This window comes from Bradyrhizobium sp. WSM4873, from assembly GCF_055811355.1.
Window position 1 is genome coordinate 32532 of sequence record NZ_JBVVPS010000009.1, and the last position, 22782, is coordinate 55313.

The 22782-nt window shown below is 64.8% G+C and carries 25 protein-coding genes; 7 read left to right on the forward strand and 18 right to left on the reverse strand.

Features of this window, described 5'->3' with window-relative positions; translation table 11 throughout:
- Nucleotides 1–86: 86 nt before the first annotated feature.
- Nucleotides 87–1058 carry a bifunctional riboflavin kinase/FAD synthetase gene (locus AC0L21_RS14640; RefSeq protein WP_473262566.1) on the reverse strand — a complete coding sequence of 324 codons (972 nt, stop codon included), beginning with the start codon at nt 1056–1058 and terminating at the stop codon, nt 87–89.
- 227 nt (nt 1059–1285) lie between these two features.
- On the opposite strand from AC0L21_RS14640, the gene AC0L21_RS14645 reads away from it, so the two are divergent.
- Nucleotides 1286–1681, forward strand: a complete 396-nt coding sequence (locus AC0L21_RS14645; protein ID WP_007596883.1) for a response regulator — start codon at nt 1286–1288, stop codon at nt 1679–1681.
- 120 nt (nt 1682–1801) lie between these two features.
- Here AC0L21_RS14645 and AC0L21_RS14650 read toward each other — a convergent pair whose 3' ends face one another.
- The 3 genes from AC0L21_RS14650 to AC0L21_RS14660 all read right to left on the reverse strand — a co-directional run bounded on the left by AC0L21_RS14650 (nt 1802) and on the right by AC0L21_RS14660 (nt 5851).
- On the reverse strand, nt 1802–2656 hold the full coding sequence (locus tag AC0L21_RS14650; RefSeq protein WP_473262567.1) for a TIGR01459 family HAD-type hydrolase: 855 nt from the start codon (nt 2654–2656) through the stop codon (nt 1802–1804).
- Nucleotides 2657–2671: 15 nt separating this feature from the next.
- Nucleotides 2672–4147, reverse strand: a complete 1476-nt coding sequence (locus tag AC0L21_RS14655; RefSeq protein WP_473262568.1) for an EAL domain-containing protein — start codon at nt 4145–4147, stop codon at nt 2672–2674.
- A 141-nt stretch (nt 4148–4288) separates the two neighbouring features.
- Nucleotides 4289–5851 carry a winged helix-turn-helix domain-containing protein gene (locus tag AC0L21_RS14660; protein ID WP_473262569.1) on the reverse strand — a complete coding sequence of 521 codons (1563 nt, stop codon included), beginning with the start codon at nt 5849–5851 and terminating at the stop codon, nt 4289–4291.
- Nucleotides 5852–5971: 120 nt separating this feature from the next.
- On the opposite strand from AC0L21_RS14660, the gene AC0L21_RS14665 reads away from it, so the two are divergent.
- Nucleotides 5972–6811 carry a class I SAM-dependent methyltransferase gene (locus AC0L21_RS14665; RefSeq protein WP_473262570.1) on the forward strand — a complete coding sequence of 280 codons (840 nt, stop codon included), beginning with the start codon at nt 5972–5974 and terminating at the stop codon, nt 6809–6811.
- Nucleotides 6812–6856: 45 nt separating this feature from the next.
- On the opposite strand, the gene AC0L21_RS14670 is transcribed toward AC0L21_RS14665, so the two are convergent.
- The 7 genes from AC0L21_RS14670 to uvrC form a co-directional block, all read right to left on the reverse strand.
- Nucleotides 6857–7987 (reverse strand): YihY/virulence factor BrkB family protein, encoded by a 1131-nt coding sequence (locus AC0L21_RS14670; protein ID WP_473262571.1) that lies wholly within the window; start codon nt 7985–7987, stop codon nt 6857–6859.
- A gap of 2 nt (nt 7988–7989) precedes the next feature.
- Nucleotides 7990–8589 (reverse strand): phage holin family protein, encoded by a 600-nt coding sequence (locus AC0L21_RS14675; RefSeq protein ID WP_473262573.1) that lies wholly within the window; start codon nt 8587–8589, stop codon nt 7990–7992.
- A 90-nt stretch (nt 8590–8679) separates the two neighbouring features.
- On the reverse strand, nt 8680–9639 hold the full coding sequence (gene prmB, locus AC0L21_RS14680; RefSeq protein ID WP_473262574.1) for a 50S ribosomal protein L3 N(5)-glutamine methyltransferase: 960 nt from the start codon (nt 9637–9639) through the stop codon (nt 8680–8682).
- Nucleotides 9639–10115, reverse strand: a complete 477-nt coding sequence (locus tag AC0L21_RS14685) for a molybdenum cofactor biosynthesis protein MoaE (RefSeq protein WP_473262575.1) — start codon at nt 10113–10115, stop codon at nt 9639–9641. Before AC0L21_RS14685 ends, prmB begins: the two co-directional genes overlap by 1 nt.
- Before the next feature lie 3 nt (nt 10116–10118).
- The gene (gene moaD, locus AC0L21_RS14690; RefSeq protein WP_473262576.1) at nt 10119–10370 is read right to left on the reverse strand and encodes a molybdopterin converting factor subunit 1; all 252 of its coding nucleotides are present in this window, start codon (nt 10368–10370) and stop codon (nt 10119–10121) included.
- Nucleotides 10367–10984 carry a CDP-diacylglycerol--glycerol-3-phosphate 3-phosphatidyltransferase gene (gene pgsA / locus AC0L21_RS14695; RefSeq protein WP_007596859.1) on the reverse strand — a complete coding sequence of 206 codons (618 nt, stop codon included), beginning with the start codon at nt 10982–10984 and terminating at the stop codon, nt 10367–10369. The genes moaD and pgsA overlap by 4 nt, the downstream gene beginning before the upstream one ends.
- Nucleotides 10985–11082: 98 nt before the next feature.
- Nucleotides 11083–13152: an excinuclease ABC subunit UvrC gene (uvrC, locus tag AC0L21_RS14700; RefSeq protein ID WP_473262577.1), complete on the reverse strand. Its 2070-nt coding sequence runs from the start codon at nt 13150–13152 to the stop codon at nt 11083–11085.
- Nucleotides 13153–13399: 247 nt separating this feature from the next.
- Between uvrC and AC0L21_RS14705 the strand changes: the two genes are divergently transcribed.
- Nucleotides 13400–14023 carry an outer membrane protein gene (locus tag AC0L21_RS14705; protein ID WP_473262578.1) on the forward strand — a complete coding sequence of 208 codons (624 nt, stop codon included), beginning with the start codon at nt 13400–13402 and terminating at the stop codon, nt 14021–14023.
- 71 nt (nt 14024–14094) lie between these two features.
- Here AC0L21_RS14705 and AC0L21_RS14710 read toward each other — a convergent pair whose 3' ends face one another.
- The 4 genes from AC0L21_RS14710 to AC0L21_RS14725 form a co-directional block, all read right to left on the reverse strand.
- A complete protein-coding gene (locus tag AC0L21_RS14710; protein WP_007614865.1) occupies nt 14095–14310 on the reverse strand; it encodes a cold-shock protein in 216 nt (71 codons plus the stop codon).
- Nucleotides 14311–14559: 249 nt separating this feature from the next.
- Entirely contained in the window at nt 14560–15420 is an 861-nt protein-coding gene (locus AC0L21_RS14715; protein WP_473262579.1) for a 23S rRNA (adenine(2030)-N(6))-methyltransferase RlmJ, read from the reverse strand.
- Nucleotides 15421–15472: 52 nt separating this feature from the next.
- Nucleotides 15473–16165 carry a ribonuclease T2 family protein gene (locus tag AC0L21_RS14720; protein ID WP_473262580.1) on the reverse strand — a complete coding sequence of 231 codons (693 nt, stop codon included), beginning with the start codon at nt 16163–16165 and terminating at the stop codon, nt 15473–15475.
- A gap of 120 nt (nt 16166–16285) precedes the next feature.
- Nucleotides 16286–16750, reverse strand: coding sequence for a hypothetical protein (locus AC0L21_RS14725; RefSeq protein ID WP_473262581.1), 465 nt, complete (start codon nt 16748–16750; stop codon nt 16286–16288).
- Between the two features lie 182 nt (nt 16751–16932).
- Here AC0L21_RS14725 and AC0L21_RS14730 point away from each other — a divergent pair, with 182 nt between their 5' ends.
- Entirely contained in the window at nt 16933–17226 is a 294-nt protein-coding gene (locus AC0L21_RS14730) for a hypothetical protein (protein WP_007596852.1), read from the forward strand.
- Nucleotides 17227–17270: 44 nt separating this feature from the next.
- Entirely contained in the window at nt 17271–17801 is a 531-nt protein-coding gene (locus AC0L21_RS14735; protein ID WP_473262582.1) for a DUF3617 domain-containing protein, read from the forward strand.
- A gap of 162 nt (nt 17802–17963) precedes the next feature.
- Here the strand turns inward: AC0L21_RS14735 and AC0L21_RS14740 are convergent, their stop codons facing one another.
- From AC0L21_RS14740 to AC0L21_RS14750, 3 genes are read right to left on the reverse strand one after another with little or no spacing between them, the layout of a single operon-like run.
- Nucleotides 17964–19352, reverse strand: coding sequence for an ATP-binding protein (locus AC0L21_RS14740; protein WP_473262583.1), 1389 nt, complete (start codon nt 19350–19352; stop codon nt 17964–17966).
- Between the two features lie 17 nt (nt 19353–19369).
- Entirely contained in the window at nt 19370–20101 is a 732-nt protein-coding gene (locus AC0L21_RS14745) for a response regulator (RefSeq protein WP_035974455.1), read from the reverse strand.
- Nucleotides 20098–20637, reverse strand: coding sequence for a MarR family winged helix-turn-helix transcriptional regulator (locus AC0L21_RS14750; protein WP_007596846.1), 540 nt, complete (start codon nt 20635–20637; stop codon nt 20098–20100). Before AC0L21_RS14750 ends, AC0L21_RS14745 begins: the two co-directional genes overlap by 4 nt.
- Before the next feature lie 339 nt (nt 20638–20976).
- On the opposite strand from AC0L21_RS14750, the gene AC0L21_RS14755 reads away from it, so the two are divergent.
- Both AC0L21_RS14755 and AC0L21_RS14760 read left to right on the forward strand, forming a co-directional pair.
- Nucleotides 20977–22059, forward strand: coding sequence for a branched-chain amino acid aminotransferase (locus tag AC0L21_RS14755; RefSeq protein ID WP_473262584.1), 1083 nt, complete (start codon nt 20977–20979; stop codon nt 22057–22059).
- Between the two features lie 279 nt (nt 22060–22338).
- Nucleotides 22339–22752, forward strand: coding sequence for a YegJ family protein (locus tag AC0L21_RS14760; protein WP_473262586.1), 414 nt, complete (start codon nt 22339–22341; stop codon nt 22750–22752).
- Nucleotides 22753–22782 lie beyond the last annotated feature (30 nt).

A 22782-nucleotide genomic window follows, 5' to 3' on the forward strand; every position in this document is an offset into this window, starting at 1 on the left:
TCCCTATGATGCGCCGCGCAAACATGGGCTCTCCATAGCAGGGGGGCGGGGGAAGCGCAAAAGGTTCGGCGGGCCGGTTTCCGACCTCAATCGATGATACCAAGCCTCGGAAACGCGTCCGGGGCGGCGGCGAGCATGGCGCGGGCGCGGGCGGAATCGTCGTCCATCTGGCGGATCAGGGCCTCCAGGCTGTCGAATTTCAGCTCCTCGCGGATGAAGCCGATAAAGGCGCAGTCGAGCGTCTGTCCGTAAAGATCGCCTTTGAAGTCGAACAGGAAGATCTCCAGCAGCGGCGCACCATTATCAAACGTCGGGCGGCGGCCGAAGCTTGCGACCCCGTCCAGCCGCTCCGCGCCGCGGCCGACCCGCACCGCGTAGATGCCGTGCTTGAGGCCGCAATTGGCATCTAGGCGGATATTGGCGGTGGGATAACCGAGGTCGCGGCCGCGCTTCTCGCCGTGGATGACCTCGCCGGTGATGAACCAGGGCGCGCCGAGCATGGCCGTGGCCTCGTCGAGTTGGCCTTCGGCGAGCGCGATCCGGATCGCGCTGGACGAGACCGGCCGCTCGTCGATATCGACATGCGGCTGCACGTCGACCTCGATGCCGAGCCGGGGCGCCTCGCTGACGAGGAGGCTCGGCGAGCCGACCCGACCCTTGCCGAAGTGGAAGTCGTAGCCGACGGCGATTCCGCCGATGCCCAGGCGCCCGATCAGGTCGTGGTGAATGAAGTCTTGCGCGCTGGTCCCGGCGCGGGACTTGTCGAAGGTCATGACCACGGCGCCGTCAAGTCCGGTGCCGGCCAGAAGCCGCAGCTTGGCACGCTCGTCCGTCAGGCGGAATTGCGGGGTGTTGGGGCTGAAAAACCGGCGCGGATGCGGCTCGAAGGTCAATGCCAGCGCAGGGCGGCCATGTAGCCGGCCCATTTCCAGGGCTGCAGCGATCACGGCGCGATGGCCGAGATGAACGCCGTCGAAATTGCCCATGGCGACCACGGCCCCCCTTGCAATGGCGGAGTCCGGCGTGGTGTCGCGGATAATGGTAAAATGCGGAGCCATCAGGGGAATCTCGAACCGGCGGGACCGGCCGGGACCGTGGCGCGACGGGCCGGATGAAGTCAAGCGGGAGGGGGCGGCCGCATCGAAAGCGATTTCAGTCCACCGGGGGCGTTGCCAGTTAACGCGCTGTTTAACGCCTTGGTGCTAGTCCTTGGGCATGGAACCGCGGGGCTCCGGCCCGGCTGGTCCGATCGTAATATTTCCTGGTTTGCGTTGGGGGAGTCGAGATGGCGGTTGATTTGTCGATGTCGGTTCTGGTGGTTGACGACTACAGCACCATGATCCGTATCATCAGGAACCTCCTGAAGCAGCTTGGCTTCGAGAATATCGATGATGCAAGCGACGGTTCGGCAGCGCTGAACAAGATGCGCGGCAAGAAGTACGGGCTCGTGATTTCCGACTGGAACATGGAGCCGATGACGGGTTACGACCTGCTGCGCGAAGTGCGCGCGGATCCGAACCTCGCCACCACGCCTTTCATCATGATCACGGCCGAATCAAAGACCGAGAACGTGATCGCGGCCAAGAAGGCCGGGGTGAACAACTACATCGTCAAGCCGTTCAACGCGGCGACGCTGAAGACCAAGATCGAGGCGGTCTTCCCGGACATGGCGAGCGCGTAAGGCGCGATCGAAGCCATCGGTTGAATTCGGAAGGCCCGGGCGATTGTCCCGGGCTTTCTGCGTCGGGTTCGACGTTCCGGAATCGACGCCCCATATCAACCGGGAATGAGGATCAACTCGCTACCACTTCAGTTCGCGCATCAGCGCCTTCGGGGGATGGCCGAACAATTCCAGCACCGAAGCCGGGTCGAGCTGGTCGAGACCCTCGAACTCCTCGGCATGGATGCCGCGGGTCACGAACAGACAATCGATGCCGAACGCGCGCGCGCCGGTGAGGTCGGTCCGGACGGAATCGCCGATCGCGAGCACCTTTTTACGGTCGATCTGGTGGCCCTGGCGTTCGCCGGCGAGCGCCATCGCGCGCTCATAGATCGGCCGGTGCGGCTTGCCGTAGAAGATCACCTCGCCGCCGAGCTCGCGATAGAGCTCCGCGATCGCGCCGGCGCAATAGATCAGCCGGTCGCCGCGTTCCACCACGATGTCGGGGTTGGCACAAACCAGCGTCAGCTTGCGCTCGCGCGCCTTCAGCATCATGCCGCGATAGTCTTCCGCCGTCTCGGTCTCGTCGTCATAGAGGCCGGTGCAGACGATGTAATCCGCCTCCTCCAGCGGCGCGGTCACCGCATCGAGGCCGCGATAGATCGAGTTGTCGCGCTCGGGGCCGAGCCAGAACATCTTGCGGCCGGGATGGTCGGCGACATAGAGCCGCGTCAGGTCGCCTGACGACACGATCGCGTCATAGGTCTCGTCGGCGACGCCTAGCTTGCGCAACTGCCGCTGCACGGAGTCGGCCGGGCGCGGCGCGTTGGTGATCAGGATCACCGTACCGCCGCGGCTGCGATAGGTGTGCAGTGCCTCGCAGGCTTCGGGGAAGGCTTCGAGACCGTTATGGACCACGCCCCAGATGTCGCTGAGCACGACGTCCACGCCCGCCACGAGTTCACGCAGGCTTTCGGCGAAATGCAGCGTGGTCATGATGCGTGCGGCCGATCAGATGCGGCGCGCGAGCGCGGCGTTGCCGGTGACGCGCTGTGGCGCAGACGCAGCCGACGTCGCGCCTGAGCTGGGTATGCCGGAGCCATTGGATCCCTGAGTGTCCTGTGCCTGGTTCGGCGCGGCGGTAGCAGATGACCCCTCTGGCCGCAATGGCCGGGGCGGCGCGAACAGGAACCCCTGGCCGAACCGCACGTCATAGTCGAGCAGGTCGATCACGGCGCGCTCGCCCTCGATGCGCTCGGCGATCAGGTCGATGCCGAAGCGGCCGAGCAGGTCGGAGAGGTCGGACGGGTGGATGTCCGAGGCCGAAGCCTGCCTGGGGTCGAGCAGGAGCGAGGCAGGCACCTTGATGAAGCGCACGCCGCGATGGGCGAGCTCGCGCGGTTCGATACGCAAATCGGTGACATGGTCGATCGAGAAACGGAAGCCGCGCTGGGCGAGCGCGGCGAGATTCTCAGTCTCGACCGGACCGAGATTGCGGAAGGTCGATTGCTTGAATTCCAGCACCAGCGAGGGCGCCAGCGCCCGATTGGCTTCGAGGAAATCGAGGTATTGCGCGAAGGTCGTGGAATTCCCGAGCGTGGAAGCTGCGACGTTGCAGAATACGCCGACCTCCTTGTTGCGTACCATCAGGCGTCGCAGCACCTGCACGCAGCGCAGCATCACCATGTTGTCGATGCGCCCGATCAGGCCGGAGGCCTCCGCGATGCTGATGAACTCCTCGGCCGCCACCAGTTGGTCGCGCTCGTCGCGCAGGCGCGTCACGGCCTCGTAGAAGCGGACCTTGCGCTGCGGCAGCGTCACCATCGGCTGGAGGAAGATGTCGATGCGGTTCTCGTCGATCGCGTTGCGGAGCGTCGCCAGCAATTGGGTCTGGTTGCGGCCGTTTGCCGTCTGAACCGGAGTGGCGGTCTGGGTCTGGATCGCCGGTGTTGCCGGCCGCGGCGGCGGCGCGGGCGCCGGGGGAGGGGCAGCCGGCCGCTCCTCTTCGAACGGGGCCATCAGGTCGAGCGGCGCGTCCGGCTCCTGCCTTGCGACCGGAGCTGGGGCCGGCACCGGCGCGTTGCCGGCCATCAGATCCTCATGGGCCGACACGGTGGTGGCGAGCTGCCTCACCAATCCGCCGAGCTCGTTGATCTCGCCGATCACCGATTGAATGCGGTCTGAGTTGGTCGAATTGGAGGAGGCGATGCGTGCTTCGATCGTGGCAAGCCGGCGGCCGAACTCGGCGACCTGGCGGGCGAGATCTGCGGTGCCGCGCGAAAGGTCGGCGATCTGGCCGCCGACGTCGTTGCGGTCGCGCAACCGCATCGACACTGCATTGTAGAGGATCAGGAAGGTCAGCGCCGTCAGCGCCACGATCGCGGATTCGGTTCCGCTGATGCCGGCGACCGCGTAGAGCACGAGCCCGAGCGAGGCGGCGACCAGGACCATGCAGATGGCGATGAAGATCGTCGAGATACGAATCATGCCGCGCGTTACGCCTCAAGAGCTGACTGCCTGACCGGGAAAATACGGGCGGCGTCTCGAACCCGTCACGCCGCATGCTCCCCCAAGCGGCATAAGCTTAACATCATTGTTGATTCGAGGGGATAGCGGCTCTCTTGCGGCTCAAGTCAGGCCAGCCCGGCGAAAACCTTCCAGATAGCGCTCGCGGTCGGGGGCGAGCTTGATCGGCATGAACTCTGCGATCCAGGCGAGCGAGACGTTCGGCTGGGCGCGGCAGAGTTCCTTCAGCGCCGCACGGGCAAGCTCGCCGTGACCCGCCATGCCGGCGGCCGCAGTCAGTACCCGGTGCGCGCCGACGAAGTCGCTACGCTGGCGCAAGGCCTCCTGGGCGAGCCGGATGGCCTCCTCGTCGTCGCCGCCAAGAAAACGGGCATAGGCGGCGATGCCGAAATAGACGGGGGCATAGGGGTCGCGCGGACTGAGACGGATGGCGCGGCGCGCGGCCTCGTCGGCATCCTGCCAGCGCCCGCAATAGCCCAGCGCCAGGCCATAATAGCCCTGCGCTAGCGCAAAGTTTGGATTGAGCCGCAGCGCGGTCTCGAATTCGGCAAGCGAATCGTCGAATCGCCGCGCGAACAGATCGACATGGCCGAGCGCATTATGGGCCCAGGCATCCTCGTCGTCGGCGCGAATCGCGGCCCGCGCCGCACGCTCGGCGGCCGGCATTGCCGCGGTCATATCCATCCAGCCCATATGCGCCGTGAACATGTAGCTGGTGCCGAGCAGTCCGAGCGCCTTGCCGTAGTTGGGGTCGAGTGCGATGGCCTTTTCGAGCAGGGCCTGTGCGACCAGGTGGTCCTGCCGTGTCACGCGCCAATAGTGGGAGAGCGCGCGCATCAGCAGATCCCAAGCATCCATGCTCTCGGGCGCCTTGCGCTGGGCGCGAAAATTTTCCGCAGCGTAGAGCTGCGGCTCGATCGCGGCGACGATCTGTTCGGTGATCTCGTCCTGCACGGCGAAGACATCGGCGAGCTTGCGGTCGTAGCGTTCGGCCCAGAGATGGCTGCCGGTGGCGGTGTCGTTGAGCTGCGCGGTGATGCGGACGCGGTCGCCCTCCTTGCGAACGCTGCCCTCCACGACATAACGCACGCCGAGCTCCTCAGCGACCTGCCGCAGGTGAACCGTACGGCCCTTGTAGATGAAGGAGGAGTTGCGCGCGATGACGAAGAACCAACGCAACCTGGACAGCGCAGTGATAATGTCCTCGCTGATGCCATCGGAAAAATAATCTTGCTCGGCCTCGCCGCTCATATTGGTGAAGGGCAGGACGGCGATCGCGGGACGGTCGGGCAGCGGCAAGCCCGCCGGTGTCGGAGCAGCCGGCTTGATCGCAGCAGCCGGCTTTGTCGCCTCGGTGAGTTCAGTCACATCGCCGACGAACCGCACGCCCTTGCGCGCAATGGTGCGGATCAACCGCTGCTGCTCGCCAGTGTCGTTGACCGCGCGCCGCGCAGCGTTGATCCGGCTGGTCAGTGTCGATTCCGAGACGACGCGGCCGTTCCAAATCGCATCGAGCAGATTGTCCCGCGTCACCACGCGTTCGCGGTTGCGGACCAGATACAGCAGGAGGTCGAACACCTGGGGCTCAAGGGAGACGAGCGCACCCGACCGCCGCAGCTCGCGCCGCTCGGGATCGAGCACGAAATCCTCAAATCGATGCGCCACGCTGCGCCCCGGTCCACACCCGGAAATCAAGGTGCTCTCAGCCTAAAATAACGCCGGTCTCAAGGCCAGAAGGCCACATGCGCCCTATCGTCCCGGCGTTTTCAACCGCAGGAGATTGCCATGTCGACATCCACAGCTCTCAAGCCGGCCGCCGCCCAACCCGACCTTGCTGCCCTGAAGCAGCGCCAGCACGTTGCGTGGTCGTCCGGCGACTATGCCATCGTCGGCACCACCTTGCAGATCGTCGGCGAGCAGCTTTGTGAGGCCTTGGATTTACGCGCTGGCAGCAAGGTGCTGGACGTCGCCGCCGGCAATGGCAATGCGACGCTGGCCGCCGCACGACGCTGGTGTGACGTTACATCCACCGATTACGTGCCAGCGCTGCTCGAGCGTGGACAGGAGCGGGCGGCGGCGGACCATCTAACGGTCGAATTTCGCGAAGCGGACGCCGAAGCGCTCCCCTTTGCCGATGCGAGCTACGATGTCGTGCTCTCGACCTTCGGAGTGATGTTCACGCCCGACCAGGACCAGGCGGCCTCCGAGCTCGCGCGGGTCTGCAAATCCGGCGGCAAGATCGGCCTTGCCAACTGGACTCCACAGGGCTTCATCGGCCAACTGTTCAAGATCATCGGCAAGCATTTGCCTCCGCCGGCCGGTGTGAAGTCGCCGGCGCTGTGGGGCACGCAGGCTCGACTTGAGGAAATGTTCGGCGGCGCGGCCTCGGAGATCGCAGCCGAGCCGCGCATGTTCGTGTTCCGCTATCGCTCGCCCGACCACTGGCTCGACGTCTTCAAATCCTATTATGGCCCGATGCTGAAGGCCTTCGCGGCGCTCGACGAGACCGCCCAGGCCGCGCTGCGGCACGATCTCATGACCCTGCTCGGTGAGTTCAATCATGCCGATGACGGCACGGTGGTCGTGCACAGCGAATATCTGGAGGCGGTGATCACCAAGCGCTGATTGTGGTCAAGACATGGTCAGGCCGGCTTTGGCCTGACCATCGCGTCAGGATGGCGCCGCAGCGCCGACCGTGTCGGCCGAGACGGCCTGGCGGGTCCCAAGCGGCTTGGGCGCCCCGGTGGTCGTGTCGCGCAGGGTCTGCCGTTCGATCTCCGAATTCAGTTCGGCCCCGAACATGATGACGATGGCCGACATCCACATCCACATCATCAAGCCAATCGCAGCGCCGAGCGAACCGTAGGTCGCGTTGTAATTGGCGAATTCCGAGAGATACCAGGACAGCAGCGCCGAGCCGGCGATCCAGAGGATAGCGGCCGTTACCGAGCCGAGGCTCAGCCATTGCCAGCGCGGGGCATCGCGGCTGGGCGCGAAGCGGTAGAGGACGGCGAGCGCCGCAAGGAGAATGACGAACAGCACCGGCCATCGCGCCAGCGCCACGATCAGCTTGCTTTCGGGCGCCATGCCGAGGTGGTTGAGCGCGAGCGGGAAGGCGACGACGGCGCCGACCATCAGCAGCAGGGCAACGATGCCGCCGACCGTGAAGGCCAGCGAGACCGTGTTCAGCCGGACGAAGCTGCGCTTTTCACGCTCCTCATAGGCGACGTTGAGGGCGTCGAAGATGGCTTTGACGCCGGCATTGGCGCTCCAGATCGCGAGCACGAGGCCAAACAGGAAAGTGACACCAAGGGTCGCACCGCCGTTCGACACGACGCGCGCCACCTGGTCCTCGACGATCTGGAACGCACCCTCGGGCAGCATCATCGCGAGCGATTGCAGGTTGGAACTGATCGTCGAGGGATCGGCGAACAGGCCATAGAATGAAACCAGAGCCGTGATGGCGGGAAAGATCGCGAGCAGTCCGAAAAAGACGACGCCGCCGGCGGTGGCGAGCAGGCGATCCTCGTCGATGCGCTGATAGGTGCGCCAGAGGATGTCCTTCCAGCCTGCCCACGGGATCGCGAACGGGCTTTTCGCGCGGCGGCCGCGGCCGGGCTGCGAGGCTGCGCCCGTCGGGCTGGTTTCCGGCGAATTCGCCTCGCCGTTGCGGTGGTCTTGCGGAGGTCCCGGCCGGATCATGCCAGAATCCTGGAAATACCGTTCCGCGGTGAGCACGAACACGGTCGTGGCTGCCACTAACAGCCAGCTGTCGAATTGCTCGGCGCGCCGCATACGCATTTCTAGGCATCCGCTCGGTGGCCGTGACGCCGCCGGCGCGCGGCCGTGAGCCCGACCAGCCCAACGGCCGCGAGCATCAGCCCGAGTTGCACGGGCCGGTTGGACCGAGCCGGCCACGTGCTGCCGCCATGTCTTGGTTCATGTCCTCGGTCGCCCGGCGCGAGCGGCGCCAGGGGAATTGTGGTCGCGACCTCCTTCACCGCCTCCTTCACCGTTCCGCGCGGGATGCGCGGGGTGGCGATAGCCACCCGCAGGCGGCTGGCGAGCGGCACGATCGGCTTGGTCTTGCGCTTCATCTGAGCCATGGCCACGCCGGCGCAGGCGGCGGCCAGGACGAGGAGCACGCCGCCGACGGCGCCGAACCCCCAAAATTGCCCGTAATGGATTGCAACCCAGCGGTACAGCGCGATCAGGCCGACGAAGAAGGCTGCAACGACGAACAAGCCCGCACCCGCAAGCAGTCCGGCCGCAGCCGCGTACGACGTCATGCGCCCCGTGGCCTGATTGCTCCGGTCGCGGGCATAGGACTGGGCGGCGCGCTTGAGATGGTTGAGCTTGAGCGCGACGCCGGCGCGCAGCAATTCGCCCGATGGCGCAAGCATGCGGTTATCCTCCGAGTGCGAGAAAATTCGTCGGGGGATGAACGTGGGGGTATTTGACTTGTTCCGACGAGGTCGGCCCGTCGTGATGGATCAGCCGAGATCGGCTGCCGCGATCCAGAACACTTCGCCCTCGGAGTCCTCGGTGTCGAGCCAGAGCAGCGGCAGTTCAGGAAAGGCCTCGTCGACCAATTCGCGGCCCCGTCCGATCTCGCAGATCAGTCCGCCATCCGGCGTCAGGTGGTCGGGCGCGTCGCGCAGGATCCGGCGCACCACGTCGAGACCGTCGGCGCCGCCGTCGAAGGCGAGCTTCGGCTCGGCCCGGCATTCCGGCGGCAGCGCCGCCATGCCTTCGGCGTCGACATAAGGCGGGTTGGTGATGATCAGGTCGTATTTGGCGTCACCGAGCGGGGCGAACAGGTCGCCGCGATGCAGGCTGATCCGGTCATCGAGCCCGTATTCGCCGACATTTCGTCTGGCGACGTCGATCGCGCCCTTCGAGATATCGACGGCATCGATCGTGGCGTTCGGAAAATGATGCGCGGCGAGGATCGCGAGGCATCCCGACCCCGTGCAGAGATCGAGCACACGCTCGACGGCGCTGGGATCGTCGATCAGCGAGCCGGCTTCGCCGTCGCCGCCGAAATGCGACTCCAGCAACTCGCCGATGAAGGAGCGCGGAACGATGACGCGCTCGTCGACATAGAACGGCAGGCCGCGCATGTAGATCTTGTTGACGAGATAGGCCGCCGGTTTGCGTGTGGTGACGCGCTGATGAATGAGATCGGTGATGATCTTGCCCTCGGCTGCCGTAACGCGCGCGTTGGCAAAGATCTCGAACTGCTCGGGATGCAGATGCAGGGCTTCACAGACCAGGAAAGCCGCTTCCGCGACTGGATCGGGCGTGCCATGGGCAAAGGTGAGCTTGGCCTCATTGAAGCGGCTCACCGCATACCGGACGAAATCGACCAGCGTGAGAAGCTCGCCGCGGCCCACTTTCGCGAGCTTTGGCGCGGCGCGGCCGCGCACCGTCTTTTTGGATGTCGTTGCCATCAGGATCGGGTCCAGCGTGCGGCGGCTTCGTCGTCGCGGGCCTGTGCCTCGACCCAGCCGGCGCCGGTGGCGCTCTCTTCCTTCTTCCAGAACGGCGCGTTGGTCTTGAGATAATCCATCAGGAACTCGGCTGCCTGGAACGCTGCCTGGCGGTGCTGCGAGGCGGTCAGCACCAGCACGATGTTCTGGCCGGGCATGAACCGGCCGACGCGATGGATCACCGTGATGCCGTTGAGAGGCCAGCGCGAGGTGGCCTCGTCGGCGTGGCGCCTGATCTCTTCCTCCGCCATGCCAGGATAATGTTCGAGCGAGAGCGCGGCGATCTTCGCGCTGTCCTCGTCGCCGCGGCAGATGCCGGAAAAGCTCACGACCGCACCGATGTCGGTGCGGTTCCCGGTCAGGACCGCGATCTCGCGTGCGATGTCGAAATCGTCTTGCTGGATACGGATGGTGATGGGGCAGGTGGCGACGGGCATGGTCTAGCCGCCGGTCATCGGCGGGAAGAACGCGATCTCGCGAGCGCCCGCGATCGCGGTGTCCGACTTGACGTGGGTATGATCGATTGCGGTGCGGATCACCTTCGGCTTCTCGAACGCGTAGGCGTAGGCTTCGCTTTGGCCGGACAGCCAGGCGATCAGCTCTTCCACGGTGCGCACGGTCGCCGGCGGCTCGATGGTCTCCTCGGCCTTGCCGACGCGCTCGCGCACCCAGGCAAAGTACTTCACCTTCATCCCTCATCCTCCTTGATGAGGTGATGGATGCCGGCGCCGAAATAGTCGTAGCCGGTGTACATGGTGAGGATCGCCGAGGCCCAGAGCAGCGCCAGCCCGATCATCGAGACCATGGGCACGACCTCATCGCCGGCCGGACCAGCCAGCAGGAAGCCGATGGCGATGAGCTGAACCGTCGTCTTCCACTTCGCAAGCTTGGTCACGGGCACGCTGACGCGCAGGGCGGCGAGATATTCGCGCAGGCCCGAGACCAGGATCTCGCGGCACAGGATCACGATGGCGGCCCACAGCGACCAGCCGTGGATGATGCCGTCGGCGGCCAGCATCAGCAGGCACGAGGCGACCAGAAGCTTGTCGGCGATCGGATCGAGCATGCGGCCGAACGCCGATTGCTGATTCCAGATTCGCGCGTAATAGCCGTCGAGGTAATCGGTGACCGCAGCCGCGATGAAAATGGCGACCGCGACCCAGCGCAGCCACAGCGGGCCGTCCATGATCGACTGTGCGTAGATGCAGCCGACCACGACCGGGATCGCGGCGATCCGGCCGTAGGTCAGGATGTTCGGGAGGGACATCGCGCGGCTGGTGGTCCCTCGTGTCGTGGCGATGTTCATCCGTCCTACCAATACCGCTGCAGCCTGAAGGTCAACCGTTCCGCTCCCCAAATGGGGTGCGGGATGCGACGACCATATGACCGCGGCCCCCCTTTATTTCACCCCGGCTGGGGATGGAAATACTCGAAAATCCTGCGGGCGCTCTCGGCGCTCACCCCCGGAACCTTGCCGAGATCGGTGATCGAGGCCCGTTCGATCTCCTTCAGGGTTCCGAAATGGTGCAGCAAGGCACGTTTGCGTGACGGGCCGATGCCCGGAATCTCCTGCAAGCCGGCCTCGCGGATGTCCTTCTTGCGCAGCTTGCGGTGCGAACCGATGACGAAGCGGTGCGCCTCGTCCCGCAGCCGCTGGATGAAATAGAGTACGGGGTCGCGCGGCTCCAGCTTGATCGCCTCGCGCTCCGGCATGAACAGGGTCTCGCGGCCGGCATCCCGGTCCGGCCCCTTGGCCACCGACATCAGCGCCACCTGGGTCAGGCCGAGCTTTGCAAAGATTTCCCGGACCGCGTTGAGCTGGCCGCGGCCGCCGTCGATGATGACGAGATCGGGCCATTGCGGGAAGTCGTCGTCCTTGGTTTTGGCCGCGCCCTCTTCGGGCGGGTTGATCAGGCGCTTGAAGCGGCGCTCCAGCACTTCGCGCATCATGGCGAAGTCGTCGCCCGGCGTGATCCCTTCCGACTTGATGTTGAACTTGCGGTACTGGTTTTTCACAAAACCGTCCGGGCCGGCGACGATCATGGCGCCGACTGCGTTGGTGCCCTGGATGTGGCTGTTATCGTAGACCTCGATCCGCTTCGGCGCATGCGGCAGGCTCAGGGTCGTGGCCATGGCGTCGAGCAGGCGGCTTTGCGTCGCGGTGTCCGCGAGCTTGCGGCCCAGGGCCTCGCGCGCGTTGGTGAGCGCGTGGGTGACGAGCTCCTTCTTCTCGCCGCGCTTCGGCGTGGACACCTCGACCTTGCGGCCGGCCTTGATCGACAACGCGTTGCCGAGCAGCTCGCTCTCCTCGATCTCGTGCGAGAGCAGGATATTCCTCGGCGGCGGCTTGTCGTCGTAGAATTGGGCGAGGAAGGAGCCGAGCACCTCTTCCGGCGTGTACGTTTTCTCCGCGCGCGGGAAATAGGCGCGGTTGCCCCAGTTCTGCCCGGTGCGGAAGAAGAACACCTCGACGCATGAGAAGCCGCCCTCCTGGTGGATGGCGAACACGTCGGCTTCTTCCACCGTGCGCGGATTGATGCCCTGCTGCGACTGGATCGCGGACAACGCAGCAAGGCGGTCGCGGTAGAGCGCGGCGCTCTCGAATTCGAGCTCGCCGGAGGCCTTCTCCATCTCGGCGGCAAGCTCCTGTTTCACAGCATGGCTCCTGCCGGACAGGAAGTCGCTCGCCTCGCGCACCAGGGTCGTGTAGCCGGGGAAGTCGATCTCGCGGGTGCAGGGGCCGGCACAACGGCGGATCTGGTAGAGCAAGCAGGGCCGCGAGCGGCTCTCGAAGAAGGAATCCGTGCAGGAGCGGATCAGGAACGCGCGCTGAAGTGCGGTGATGGTGCGGTTGACGGCGCCGGCGGAGGCGAACGGGCCGAAATAGCGACCGGGCCGCGTCTGCGCGCCGCGATGCTTCAGGATCTGCGGCGCCCAATGATCGCCCGTGATCAGGATATAGGGAAACGACTTGTCGTCGCGCAGCTGCACGTTGAAGCGCGGCCGAAGCTGCTTGATAAGGTTGGCCTCCAGCAGCAGCGCTTCGGTCTCGGTGTGGGTCGAGATGATTTCCACGGTCACCGTGGCGGCGATCATGCGCAGGATGCGCGCCGGCTGCGGCGCACTCTGGCGCGCATAGTTCGACAGGCGCTTTTTGACGTTCTTGGCCTTGCCGACGTAGAGCACGTCGGCATTCGCATTGAGCATGCGATAGACGCCGGGCGAGGTGGGGGCGAGGCGCACCGCGCGTTCGATCGCCTCGTGGCCGGTCGCCAGCGGCTCCTCGCCGACGGTGCCGCTCTCTTCCAGGATGTCCGGCAGCCGCGCATCGTCCTCGTCGTCGCCGTTCGCGGTGGCGGGATCGAGGTCGGGCGGCCCCACTTGCGTCTCCTGGGGCGGGACGTCGGGAGCGTTGCCGCGCACGGGTTTACGCATGCGTGCGTCGTCCGGATTGTCGGGGGAATCGTGAACCATGGTGCGAATTTAGGCGCTGCGGGTGCCGATTTGAAGTTCCGGCCGTGCGGCGCGCACAGGAGGGCGCCGCAGTTCCCGGTAACGCTTGCTTAAGCCTGTTAACAGCGCGGTAACCCGGCTTAACAGGCCTTTAACTTAAAACTCTCGATAAATCTTACGCGAAAAAGTGGTTCCGTAACCATGCGGTTTTGCCTCGCGCGGCGGCGCAGGCATCGCAGCGGTGACGGCAGTTGCGTTGGAGTGTGTGATGAAGGGGCTCGTTGTGGGCGCAGCCGCGTTGGCTGCAGTCGGCTGGACGGCTTCGGCCGAGGCCGCCGATCTCAATTACGGGCAGCGTGCGCCCTACACCGTCAATCAGCCGCTCAATGCCTATAGCTGGGCCGGTCCGTATCTCGGCGCCAATCTCGGCTACGAATGGGGTTCGGTGAACAACAATCCCGCAAAGCCGTCAGGCTTCGTCGGCGGCGTTCAGGCCGGCTACAATTTCCAGACCGGCCCATGGGTGTTCGGTGTCGAGGGCGACATCCAGGCCGCCGGTGCCGACGACACCTTCGCGCCGTGGAAGTTCTCCAATCCGTGGTTCGGCACCCTGCGCGGCCGCGCCGGCTATGCCTTCAGCAACGTGCTGCTCTACGGCACGGCGGGCCTCGCCTTCGGCGAGCTGCGCGCGCAGACGTTCGGCTGGACCGAGTCGCACACCAGCGCCGGTTGGACCATCGGTGCCGGCGCGGAAGTCGGGTTCGCGCCGAACTGGAGCGCCAAGCTCGAATATCTCTATATCGATCTGTCGACGAGTCAGTTCGCGATTACGGGCGTGTCAAACGGCTATAGCGCCAGCGTTGTGCGCGCAGGCGTGAACTATCACTTCTGATAGCTAAAGAAGAAAATACCGGACCAACCTCCCGGCCGCTTGCGGCCGGGATTTTTTTTGCGCCAGGCTCGCTAGGGAAGGATGACCAAATCGACCGCCTTCGGCCCCTTGCCCTTCTTGTCCGGTTCGACTTCGAAAGTAATACGCTGTCCTTCGGCGAGGTCCTTCAGTCCGGCCCGCTCCACAGCAGTAATATGCACGAAGACGTCGCGGCCGCCGTCGTCCGGTTTGATGAATCCGTAGCCGCGCTCACCGTTGAAAAACTTGACCGTTCCCGTCATGGCCATCGGGAAACTCCCCCTCATTGCTCCTCCGTCGTGACGCAGACGCACGTCACGACATGACCGGGCCTTACGAAGCCCGGGAGCTGGCCATCCTTGGGCAGACCATTCGGTCCGACTGGATCTTTCTTAGGCCTTCACTCCGCCGCAACCATTCGCGGAAGCGGAACGTAAAGCCAGTCACCGCAACAGCATAATACGGTTCTCTGCAGATTGACCACCGCTCCTGCATATTTTTCCCAAGATGCCGGAGTGTTACGGTCTCGGCACCTCTAATCGGAATCTGGCAGCGCCACCCTGGCCGAGCGGCATTTCCAGCTCCGGCAGGATCGTCTTGAGCTCGCCCTGCAGCGTGTAAGGAGGATTGACGATCAAGAGCCCGCTGGACGTGAGGGCTGCGCCGTCGGCTTGCGGCGCCACGCTGAATTCCAGGCGCAGGCATTTTCCCGGCGGTTTTGCTGCGGCTGCGAGCCGCGCCACTGATTGCACCAGCGTGTCGGTGGCACGTCGGCTCTTGGCAGGATACCAGATTACATAGATACCGGTCGGCCATTTCGCGAAAGCCGCCGAGAATGCCTCTCCGAGCTTTTCGAACTCGTCCTTTGCCTCGAACGGCGGGTCGATCAGCACGAGCCCACGCCGTTCCTTCGGCGGCACGAAAGCCGGCAATGCCATCCAGCCGTCGAGGTCGACCACGCGGGCCTGTTCGTCGTGGCGCAGCACGCCGATCAGCGCTTTCCGCGCCTTCGGCTCGATTTCGCAGGCGACGAGGCGGTCCTGCGGCCGCAGCAGGGCGCGCGCGATCAGCGGCGAGCCCGGATAGGCCTTGAGCTCACCTTTCGGATTGAAAGCGCGGACGATGTCGAGATAGGGCTTGGTCAGCGCCATGGCGTCATTCGACAGCCGCGCCTGCATCAGCCGGGCAATGCCCGTCAGCCACTCGCCGCCGCGGCGCGCCTCGTCGCTTTCGAGATCGTAGAGGCCGGCGCCGGCATGGGTGTCGATGACGCGGAACGCGCCCGGCTTGTCCTGGAGATAGGTGATGATGCGCGCCAGCACGATGTGCTTGATGACATCGGCGAAGTTGCCGGCATGGAAGGCGTGGCGGTAATTCATGCAAGAGCACTACGCCACGTGACGGCCTGAGCAAAGAGGCACGACGCCTGGGCTACCCACCCCGGATCGGCGGCATCGCCACCTGGTCGCGGCGGCAGGCGCGGCGGTCGATCTCCTCGCAGGCGCGGAATTGCAGGTCCTTGCTGAGGCAGATGCGGACTTCCGATAGCCGCGTCCGGTTGCAGGTGATCGAGACGGCGGCATTGCTGAGGCCCGGATTGGCCTTGATGAAGGCTTCCTCCACCTCCGCTGGCGCCACGGTTTTGGCCTGCGACAAATCGAGATATTCAGCCGGAATCTTGATTGCGGCGCGCGCCTTCCGGATCGTTTCGAAATAGTTGCGGTCGGCCAGGCCCGAGCAGGTGCCGTGCTTGTCCCATTCGTTGAAGATCAGCCCCGGCGCCGGCATCAGATCGAGCATGGAGGAGACGATGCTGCGGTTCAGCCGCGGCGACGGCCGCTGACAATATTCCGGAAAACCATTCTCATATTGCGGCCACAGACCATGCACCACGAAAGCGTAGGGCCGTCCGCTGCACTGGATCTGCGAGCGGCCGCCGCGCTCCGCCGCCTCTTCGCAGAAGGAGGGCGACCACGACAGCGACAGCACATAAAAATCGAATTCGCCGGGCGTGTTCTGCCGCTTGTCCTGGGCCTTTGCGCCACCGGCCAGCGCAGCCAGCCCGGCCGCAAGCGTCAGCGAGATCATCAGGCGGGAGAACGAATGCAATCTGGAATGAAACATGGCGACGCCCCTCAACTAGACTGTGCAGACGAGCCTAGCAGGCGATAAGAACATTTCAAGAACAAAATTCGGGCGACCGTCGTTCGGCCGCCTGATTTGTCCGGATCAGAACTTTTTCAATTATTGTTTGGCGGCGCGGCAGGCCGGGTTGTAGGCCCAGTTGCGGTCGAGCCCGACCACGCACCATTCGACGCCCTGGCCATAGCCGGCGAAGCCGCCATCCTCGACGATCGAGAAATGCACCTTGCGCATCTTGCCGTCCGTGAGCATGGCCTCGCCGGTGCAATAGCGGCGAGGGATGTTGTCGGATGCCCAGGGCCGGAACGCGGTCTCGTGAACCGCGGCGAAGCCGGTGATCTTCAACGAGGAATTCCAGAACGAGCTTTCCTTCTCCCAGAACTGCGTGGCGATCGTCGGCAGCGCCCTGTCGCATTCGGAGACGTTGCCGTCATAGCGCGGCCCGCTCAGCCAGAAATTCAGCTCCAGCGGATTAGCGGCCCTGGCCTCGCCGAGCGACAGCGCCCCGAACAGGAGGCCGAGCACGGCGGCAAAGCGGAGCGATTTCAGGAAGGTCGAGGCGCGCATGGGCAATCCAGACAGCATGATCTGCGAGGGTCGGACGGTGCCGCGAAGGCCGGGGGAGGTCAAGTGCAGCGCGGCAACACTTGCCGACGAGTTGACTGCAATGCTGCGTTAGAGGGGTCTTCGGTTCTTTCCTCCGTCGCGCCGGCACCGTAAACTGCCGCCAACCAATCGGAGTGACGGGAATGCGAATCATTGCGGCCGCGGGCCTACTTGCCTTGGGTATGATGGCGAGCCAGTCGGCACGCGCCGATCTCCTTCCGGTGCCTCCGTTCAAGGGCAACGACACCGGCGGCATCATCGCCTATTCGATGGCAACCCAGGTCGATGCGCGGCAGGTCGCGGTCGATCACTGCGCGCGCTACGGCAAGGTCGCCAAATTCCTGGCGATGCAGGCCTATGAGGGCGGCTACATCTCGTTCTCCTGCCGCTGGGTGCCCTATGGCGCCGCCGACCAGCCGATCCGCACGCTCTACTGAGGCGCTTTCGCAACGCCGCTATCTCGCAGCCGGGAGCTTCCCTCATGACGCGCAAACTCGCTTTGCTCGGCTCCGCCCTTTGTCTCGTCTTGTCGGCAGCCAGCGCCCGCGCTGACGACCTGCCGGTGCGCAAGGCGGGCCTGTGGGAATTGAAGATGGTCAGGACCGGCACGCCGGTGCCCGAGATGACCATGCAGCACTGCACCGACGAGACCGTCGACAAGGAGATGAACAACAACGTCTCCCCGATGGCCAAGCAGATTTGCGCCAAGCAGGACATCAAGAAGACCGCAAACGGCTATGTCAGCGATTCCGAATGCAATGTCGCCGGCATCAGCACGACTTCGCATGCTGAGATCACTGGCGATTTCAATTCGGCCTATACGGTGAAGACGTCGTCGCACGCGCAAGGCGGCGCCGCCGGCACGGCAGGCCGCGACACGACCATGCAGCTCGAAGCGAAATGGCTGGGGGCGTGCAAGCCGGACCAGAAGCCCGGCGACATCGTGATGCCCGGCGGCTTCAAGATGAACGTGCGCGACATGGACAAGCTGAAGGCGCTGTTGCCGAAATAGGTGCCGCGCGGCCGGTGCGCTTCCTCGCCCCGTTCTTACGGGGAGAGGGGTGGGGTGAGGGGCCTCTCTCCGCGAGTGAGATCGCTGACGGACCTGCACCCCGTCACCCGGATCGCAAGAGCGATCCGACCTCTCCCCGCAAGCGGGGCGAGGTAAGAGCAGTTACACCGGTATCCGCACGCTCGCCCTTAATCCCCCCATCGGGCTGTCGCCAAGAGTGATGTCGCCGCCGTGCGAACGGGCGATGTCGCGGGCGATGGCGAGGCCAAGACCCGTGCCGCCTTCGTCCTGGTTGCGGGCGTTGTCGAGCCGCAGGAACGGCTTGAACACCTCTTCGCGCAGATGGGCGGGGATGCCCGGCCCGTCGTCGTCGACCGTCACGGTCAAATAACGGTGATCGCGCTGGCCGGTGATGGCGATGCTCTTGCCGTAGCGGGCGGCGTTGGTGACGAGGTTGGCGAGGCAGCGCTTGAACGAGGCCGGCTTCACCGTGACCACGGGCAGTCCGTTGAACGCGACGGTCGCAATGTGGCCGTGGCGTTCGGCGTCGCTGCGCAGCTCCTCGAGCGCCTGCGCCATGTCGGTCGGCTGGGACTGCTCGCCGGAATCGCCGCGGGCAAAGGCGAGGTAGTCCTCGAGCATCATCGACATCTCGTCGACGTCCTTGCGCATACCCTCCATTTCGGGGCTGTCGCCGATCAACGCCAGCTCGAGCTTGAACCGCGTCAGGATCGTGCGCAGATCGTGGCTGACGCCGGCGAGCATCGCGGTGCGCTGCTCCATCGTCCGCTCGATGCGCGATTTCATTTCGAGGAAGGCGACCGACGCGCGCCGCACCTCGCGCGCGCCGCGCGGGCGGAAATTCGGCGCCTCGCGGCCCTTGCCAAAACTTTCGGCGGCGTCTGCTAGTCGCAGGATCGGCTTGATCTGGTTGCGCAGGAATAGCACCGCGACGATCAGCAGGATCGAGGACGTGCCGACCATCCAGAACAGAAAGATCTCCGAGTTCGAGGCATAGGCGGCGCTGCGTTGCGCGAACACGCGCATCACGGCGTCGTCGAGCTGGATCCGGATCTCGACGAGGTTGGAGCGGCCGACCGTGTCGATCCAGAAGGAGCGCCCGATCTGGCGGCCGAGCTGCACCGACAGCGTCTGATCGAGCAGCGAGAAGAACGGCTTTGGTCCCGGCGGCGGCATGTCGCCGGCGGGGAGGAAATCGACGACGAGGCCGAGGCGCTGCTGCGCGATGCGGCGGATCTCGTTGCGGTCCTTGTCCTGCGGATAGCCCTTGTAGACGTCGATCAGCGCGGCGATGTCCTGCACCACCGCGGCCGACAGGCGCCGTGTCACCGTGTTCCAGTGCCGCTCCATGAACACGAAGGCGACGACCGATTGCAGGATCACCATCGGCACGATCATGATCAGCAGCGCACGCGCATAAAGGCCGGTCGGCATCCAGCCCTTGAACGCATTGCCCATCCAGCCATTGGCGGCGGAGACGCGGCCGGCAGCGCTCTTCAAAAGCGTCAGGCCGGTATCGATCGTGCTCATCGGTGGCGCTTCACTCTTTATGGCGAGGCTACCAGCCGGTAGCCGATGCCGCGCACGGCCTGGAGGAACAGCGGATTGGCGGGATCGGTCTCGATCTTGCGCCGCAGGCGGTTGATCTGCACGTCGACGGCGCGCTCGTTGACGCTGCCATTGCCGGTCAGCGCGCTGCGCGGCACGGTCTCGCCCGGTGTCTCCGACAGGATCCGCAGCATCTCGCGCTCGCGGTCGGTCAGGTGAATGACGTCTTCGCCCTGGCGCAGTTCACCGCGCTCGAGGTGATAAATGTACGGGCCAAACGCGATCTTCTCCACCGCAGCGGCCTGCGGCGGCGGCGCGGCGCGCTTGAGGATGTTGTTGATGCGCAGCGCAAGCTCGCGCGGCTCGAACGGCTTTGCGACGTAATCGTCGGCGCCGATCTGCAGGCCCTCGATGCGCGCTTCGGCTTCATGCCGCGCCGTCAGCATCACGATCGGCACCGAGGACGAGGTCCGGATGAAACGGGCGAGATCGAAGCCGGTCTCGCCGGGCATCATGACATCCAGGATCAAGAGATCGAAGTTCAGGCCCAAAAGCTTGGAACGGGCGTCGCTGGCGCTGGCGGCGGTCGAGACGCGATAGCCTTCGCCGGCAAGGAAGCGCGAGAGCAGATCGCGGATACGGCGGTCGTCGTCGACCAGGAGGAGATGCGGGGCATCGTCGGCGGGACGTGCCGGCGGGCGTGCGAGCGTGGCAGCGAGCGGCACGGTCACTCCTTGTCTTGATTGACGGTGGCAAAGATCGTCTCCAGCACCTTGTCCGGATCGTCGCGGTCGATCATCGCGCGCAGGAAGCGCTTGACGGTCTCGGCATCCTGCGGCGCCATCTCGGCAAGCGCCTTGGTGATGCGCGTGGTCTGAAGCCCGGCGAGCTTCTGCACCAGCGCCTCGCCCTTCGGTGTCGCAAACAGCAGGCGTTGGCGGCGATCATTGTCGCCGGTCTTCTGCACGATATAGCCCTCGTCCAGGAGCTGCTTGAGCACCCGGCCGAGCGACTGCTTGGTGATACGCAGGACGTCGAGGAGGTCGGCGACCTTGAGCCCGGGATAACGATATACGAAGTGCATGACGCGATGATGGGCCCGGCCGAAGCCGAATGCCTCCAGCTCCTGGTCGGGATCGCCGACGAAATCGCGATAGGCGAAGAACAGCAGTTCGATGATATCCCAGCGCAAATTGCCTCCGTCGTCTGCGGCCGGCCGCGGCCCGGCAGCGTCTTGAGAAGGAGTCGCGAAATTTATGTCAGGCATATTGACGTATCTTGGTTTCAATGTTACAAAACGATCAACCCGCACGAAATTTTAGATCGTTTCGCGTCGGGTGGGCATCGAAGCAAGGCGGCCAGAGAGGGCCGGACAGGCGGCGACGGCCGGAGCAGATCAACCGTGCGATTGTCGAACGGCATTTCGGCAAAACATACTGGACTTCCGTCTTCCGCAAAAGCATGTCCTCGGTGACATGCTGGCCACGGAAACCGGCCGTAACAAGGCTGGCGGCGGTCCGGCCAGAAACCAATCGAGCCAGCCGGGCCCAAATCGGGGCAGGCGGGTGCCAGAACGGCGCCGCCACCGGCAGCGGGAGGCAAGGACATGAGCATGAAATTCGACATCCAGCCCGCATCCAATCCGACCCCCGAGAAGGACCGGGTCGCCAAGCTGGTGGACCCCGGTTTCGGGCGGGTCTTCACCGACCACATGGCGATGGTCCGTTACAACCAGGCCAAGGGCGGCTGGTACGAGGCGCGTGTCGAGGCGCGCGCCAATTTCCAGCTCGATCCGGCCGGCGCCGTCCTGCACTACGCCCAGGAAATTTTTGAAGGCCTCAAGGCCTACAAGCGCGACGACGGCGGCGTGAACCTGTTTCGCCCTGACGCCAATGCGCGGCGCTTCAAGGACTCGGCCGACCGCATGGCGATGGCGCAACTCCCCGAGGACGTCTTCATCGAGGCAGTCGAGCAAATCGTGCGCATCGACAGCGCCTGGATGCCGGGCGGCGAGGGCAGCCTCTACCTGCGCCCCTTCATGATCGCGAGCGAGACCTTCCTCGGCGTCAAGCCGTCGTCCGAATACATCTTCGCGGTGATCGCCTCGCCGGTCGGCTCCTACTTCAAGGGCGGCCCCGCGCCGGTCTCGATCTGGGTGTCCGAGAATTACACGCGCGCGGCCGTCGGCGGCACCGGCGCCGTCAAATGCGGCGGCAACTATGCCGCGAGCCTGCGCGCGCAGGCCGAAGCGATCCAGCACGGCTGCGACCAGGTCGTCTTCCTCGATGCGATCGAGCGCCGCTATATCGAGGAGCTCGGCGGCATGAACGTGTTCTTCGTGTTCGACGACGGCTCGCTCTCGACGCCGCCACTCGGCACGATTCTGCCCGGCATCACCCGCGATTCCATCATCGCGCTGGCCAAAGATGCCGGCAAGACGGTGCGCGAGGAGCCGTACTCACTCGATCAATGGCGCAAGGATGCGGCAAGCGGCAAGCTGAAGGAGGCGTTTGCCTGCGGCACCGCCGCCGTGATCTCGCCCATCGGCACGGTGCGCTCGGTGAGCGGCGATTTCGAGATCAGCGGCGGCGCCGCCGGCCCTGTTGCGATGGGCCTGCGCAAGCAGCTCGTCGACATTCAGTACGGCCGCACCAACGATCCGCACAACTGGATCAAAAAGGTGATTTGAGACCTCGTCTCCTGGGCCGAGCGCGGGGCCAAGCTCGCGAAACGGATCCGCAGCGCACCTTCCTGCGAAGGAAGTGCGCCGCGTTTGCACGAACGGCGCTAACCTTTAGTTGTTGAATCCATCACTGCAACTGTGCGAGGATGACGAGACATCAAGCCTCTCAGACCTCGCGACATGCCTGCCCCTCTCTCCCAGCCAATCAAATGGGCCGTATCCGCTGTCGTAACGGCAGTCGCTCTATTCGGCATTCTAACATTGGGTCCCGGGCCGGCGGTCGAGGTGGCGGACCGGGTCATCAGCGTGGCCGACACGGACGCCGAGATGAATGCCGCGATCGCTCGCGCACGCGCTACCCTGCCTGTCTTCTGGGCTTCCTATGAAGCACCAAAGCGAACGGAGACGGAGCACACTCTCAAGGTTCGATTTCCGAGCACCGGGAACGACGAGCACATCTGGATGAGTGAAGTGAAGAAGCTTCCGGGCGGGGAATATGCAGCGCGGTTTGGGGATACGCCGCGCAATCTGCCAGGAAAGCGGTTGGGAGACCTCGCCGCGTTCAAGGACGCCGACATCTCGGACTGGATGTTCATGCGCAACGGCAAGATCGTCGGCGGCGAAACCATCAAGCCGCTGCTCAAATCCATGCCGAAGGCGGACGCCGACGCGCTCCGGGCCCGGATGGAGCAGCCGTAGGGAGAGCAAGAACGGTTGCCGCTTCCCGCG

Excerpts from the sequence above, each read along its gene's own strand:
- AC0L21_RS14740 (WP_473262583.1), bottom strand. The coding sequence starts at position 19,352 with ATGAGCACGATCGATACCGGCCTGACGCTTTTGAAGAGCGCTGCCGGC.
- prmB (WP_473262574.1), bottom strand. The coding sequence starts at position 9,639 with ATGGCAACGACATCCAAAAAGACGGTGCGCGGCCGCGCCGCGCCAAAG.
- AC0L21_RS14755 (WP_473262584.1), top strand. The coding sequence starts at position 20,977 with ATGAGCATGAAATTCGACATCCAGCCCGCATCCAATCCGACCCCCGAG.
- AC0L21_RS14655 (WP_473262568.1), bottom strand. The coding sequence starts at position 4,147 with ATGATTCGTATCTCGACGATCTTCATCGCCATCTGCATGGTCCTGGTC.
- AC0L21_RS14685 (WP_473262575.1), bottom strand. The coding sequence starts at position 10,115 with ATGCCCGTCGCCACCTGCCCCATCACCATCCGTATCCAGCAAGACGAT.
- AC0L21_RS14725 (WP_473262581.1), bottom strand. The coding sequence starts at position 16,750 with ATGCGCGCCTCGACCTTCCTGAAATCGCTCCGCTTTGCCGCCGTGCTC.
- AC0L21_RS14640 (WP_473262566.1), bottom strand. The coding sequence starts at position 1,058 with ATGGCTCCGCATTTTACCATTATCCGCGACACCACGCCGGACTCCGCC.
- AC0L21_RS14670 (WP_473262571.1), bottom strand. The coding sequence starts at position 7,987 with ATGCGTATGCGGCGCGCCGAGCAATTCGACAGCTGGCTGTTAGTGGCA.
- AC0L21_RS14705 (WP_473262578.1), top strand. The coding sequence starts at position 13,400 with ATGAAGGGGCTCGTTGTGGGCGCAGCCGCGTTGGCTGCAGTCGGCTGG.
- uvrC (WP_473262577.1), bottom strand. The coding sequence starts at position 13,152 with ATGGTTCACGATTCCCCCGACAATCCGGACGACGCACGCATGCGTAAA.
- moaD (WP_473262576.1), bottom strand. The coding sequence starts at position 10,370 with ATGAAGGTGAAGTACTTTGCCTGGGTGCGCGAGCGCGTCGGCAAGGCC.
- AC0L21_RS14710 (WP_007614865.1), bottom strand. The coding sequence starts at position 14,310 with ATGGCCATGACGGGAACGGTCAAGTTTTTCAACGGTGAGCGCGGCTAC.
- AC0L21_RS14645 (WP_007596883.1), top strand. The coding sequence starts at position 1,286 with ATGGCGGTTGATTTGTCGATGTCGGTTCTGGTGGTTGACGACTACAGC.
- pgsA (WP_007596859.1), bottom strand. The coding sequence starts at position 10,984 with ATGAACATCGCCACGACACGAGGGACCACCAGCCGCGCGATGTCCCTC.
- AC0L21_RS14720 (WP_473262580.1), bottom strand. The coding sequence starts at position 16,165 with ATGTTTCATTCCAGATTGCATTCGTTCTCCCGCCTGATGATCTCGCTG.
- AC0L21_RS14715 (WP_473262579.1), bottom strand. The coding sequence starts at position 15,420 with ATGAATTACCGCCACGCCTTCCATGCCGGCAACTTCGCCGATGTCATC.
- AC0L21_RS14665 (WP_473262570.1), top strand. The coding sequence starts at position 5,972 with ATGTCGACATCCACAGCTCTCAAGCCGGCCGCCGCCCAACCCGACCTT.
- AC0L21_RS14750 (WP_007596846.1), bottom strand. The coding sequence starts at position 20,637 with ATGCCTGACATAAATTTCGCGACTCCTTCTCAAGACGCTGCCGGGCCG.
- AC0L21_RS14730 (WP_007596852.1), top strand. The coding sequence starts at position 16,933 with ATGCGAATCATTGCGGCCGCGGGCCTACTTGCCTTGGGTATGATGGCG.
- AC0L21_RS14735 (WP_473262582.1), top strand. The coding sequence starts at position 17,271 with ATGACGCGCAAACTCGCTTTGCTCGGCTCCGCCCTTTGTCTCGTCTTG.
- AC0L21_RS14650 (WP_473262567.1), bottom strand. The coding sequence starts at position 2,656 with ATGACCACGCTGCATTTCGCCGAAAGCCTGCGTGAACTCGTGGCGGGC.
- AC0L21_RS14675 (WP_473262573.1), bottom strand. The coding sequence starts at position 8,589 with ATGCTTGCGCCATCGGGCGAATTGCTGCGCGCCGGCGTCGCGCTCAAG.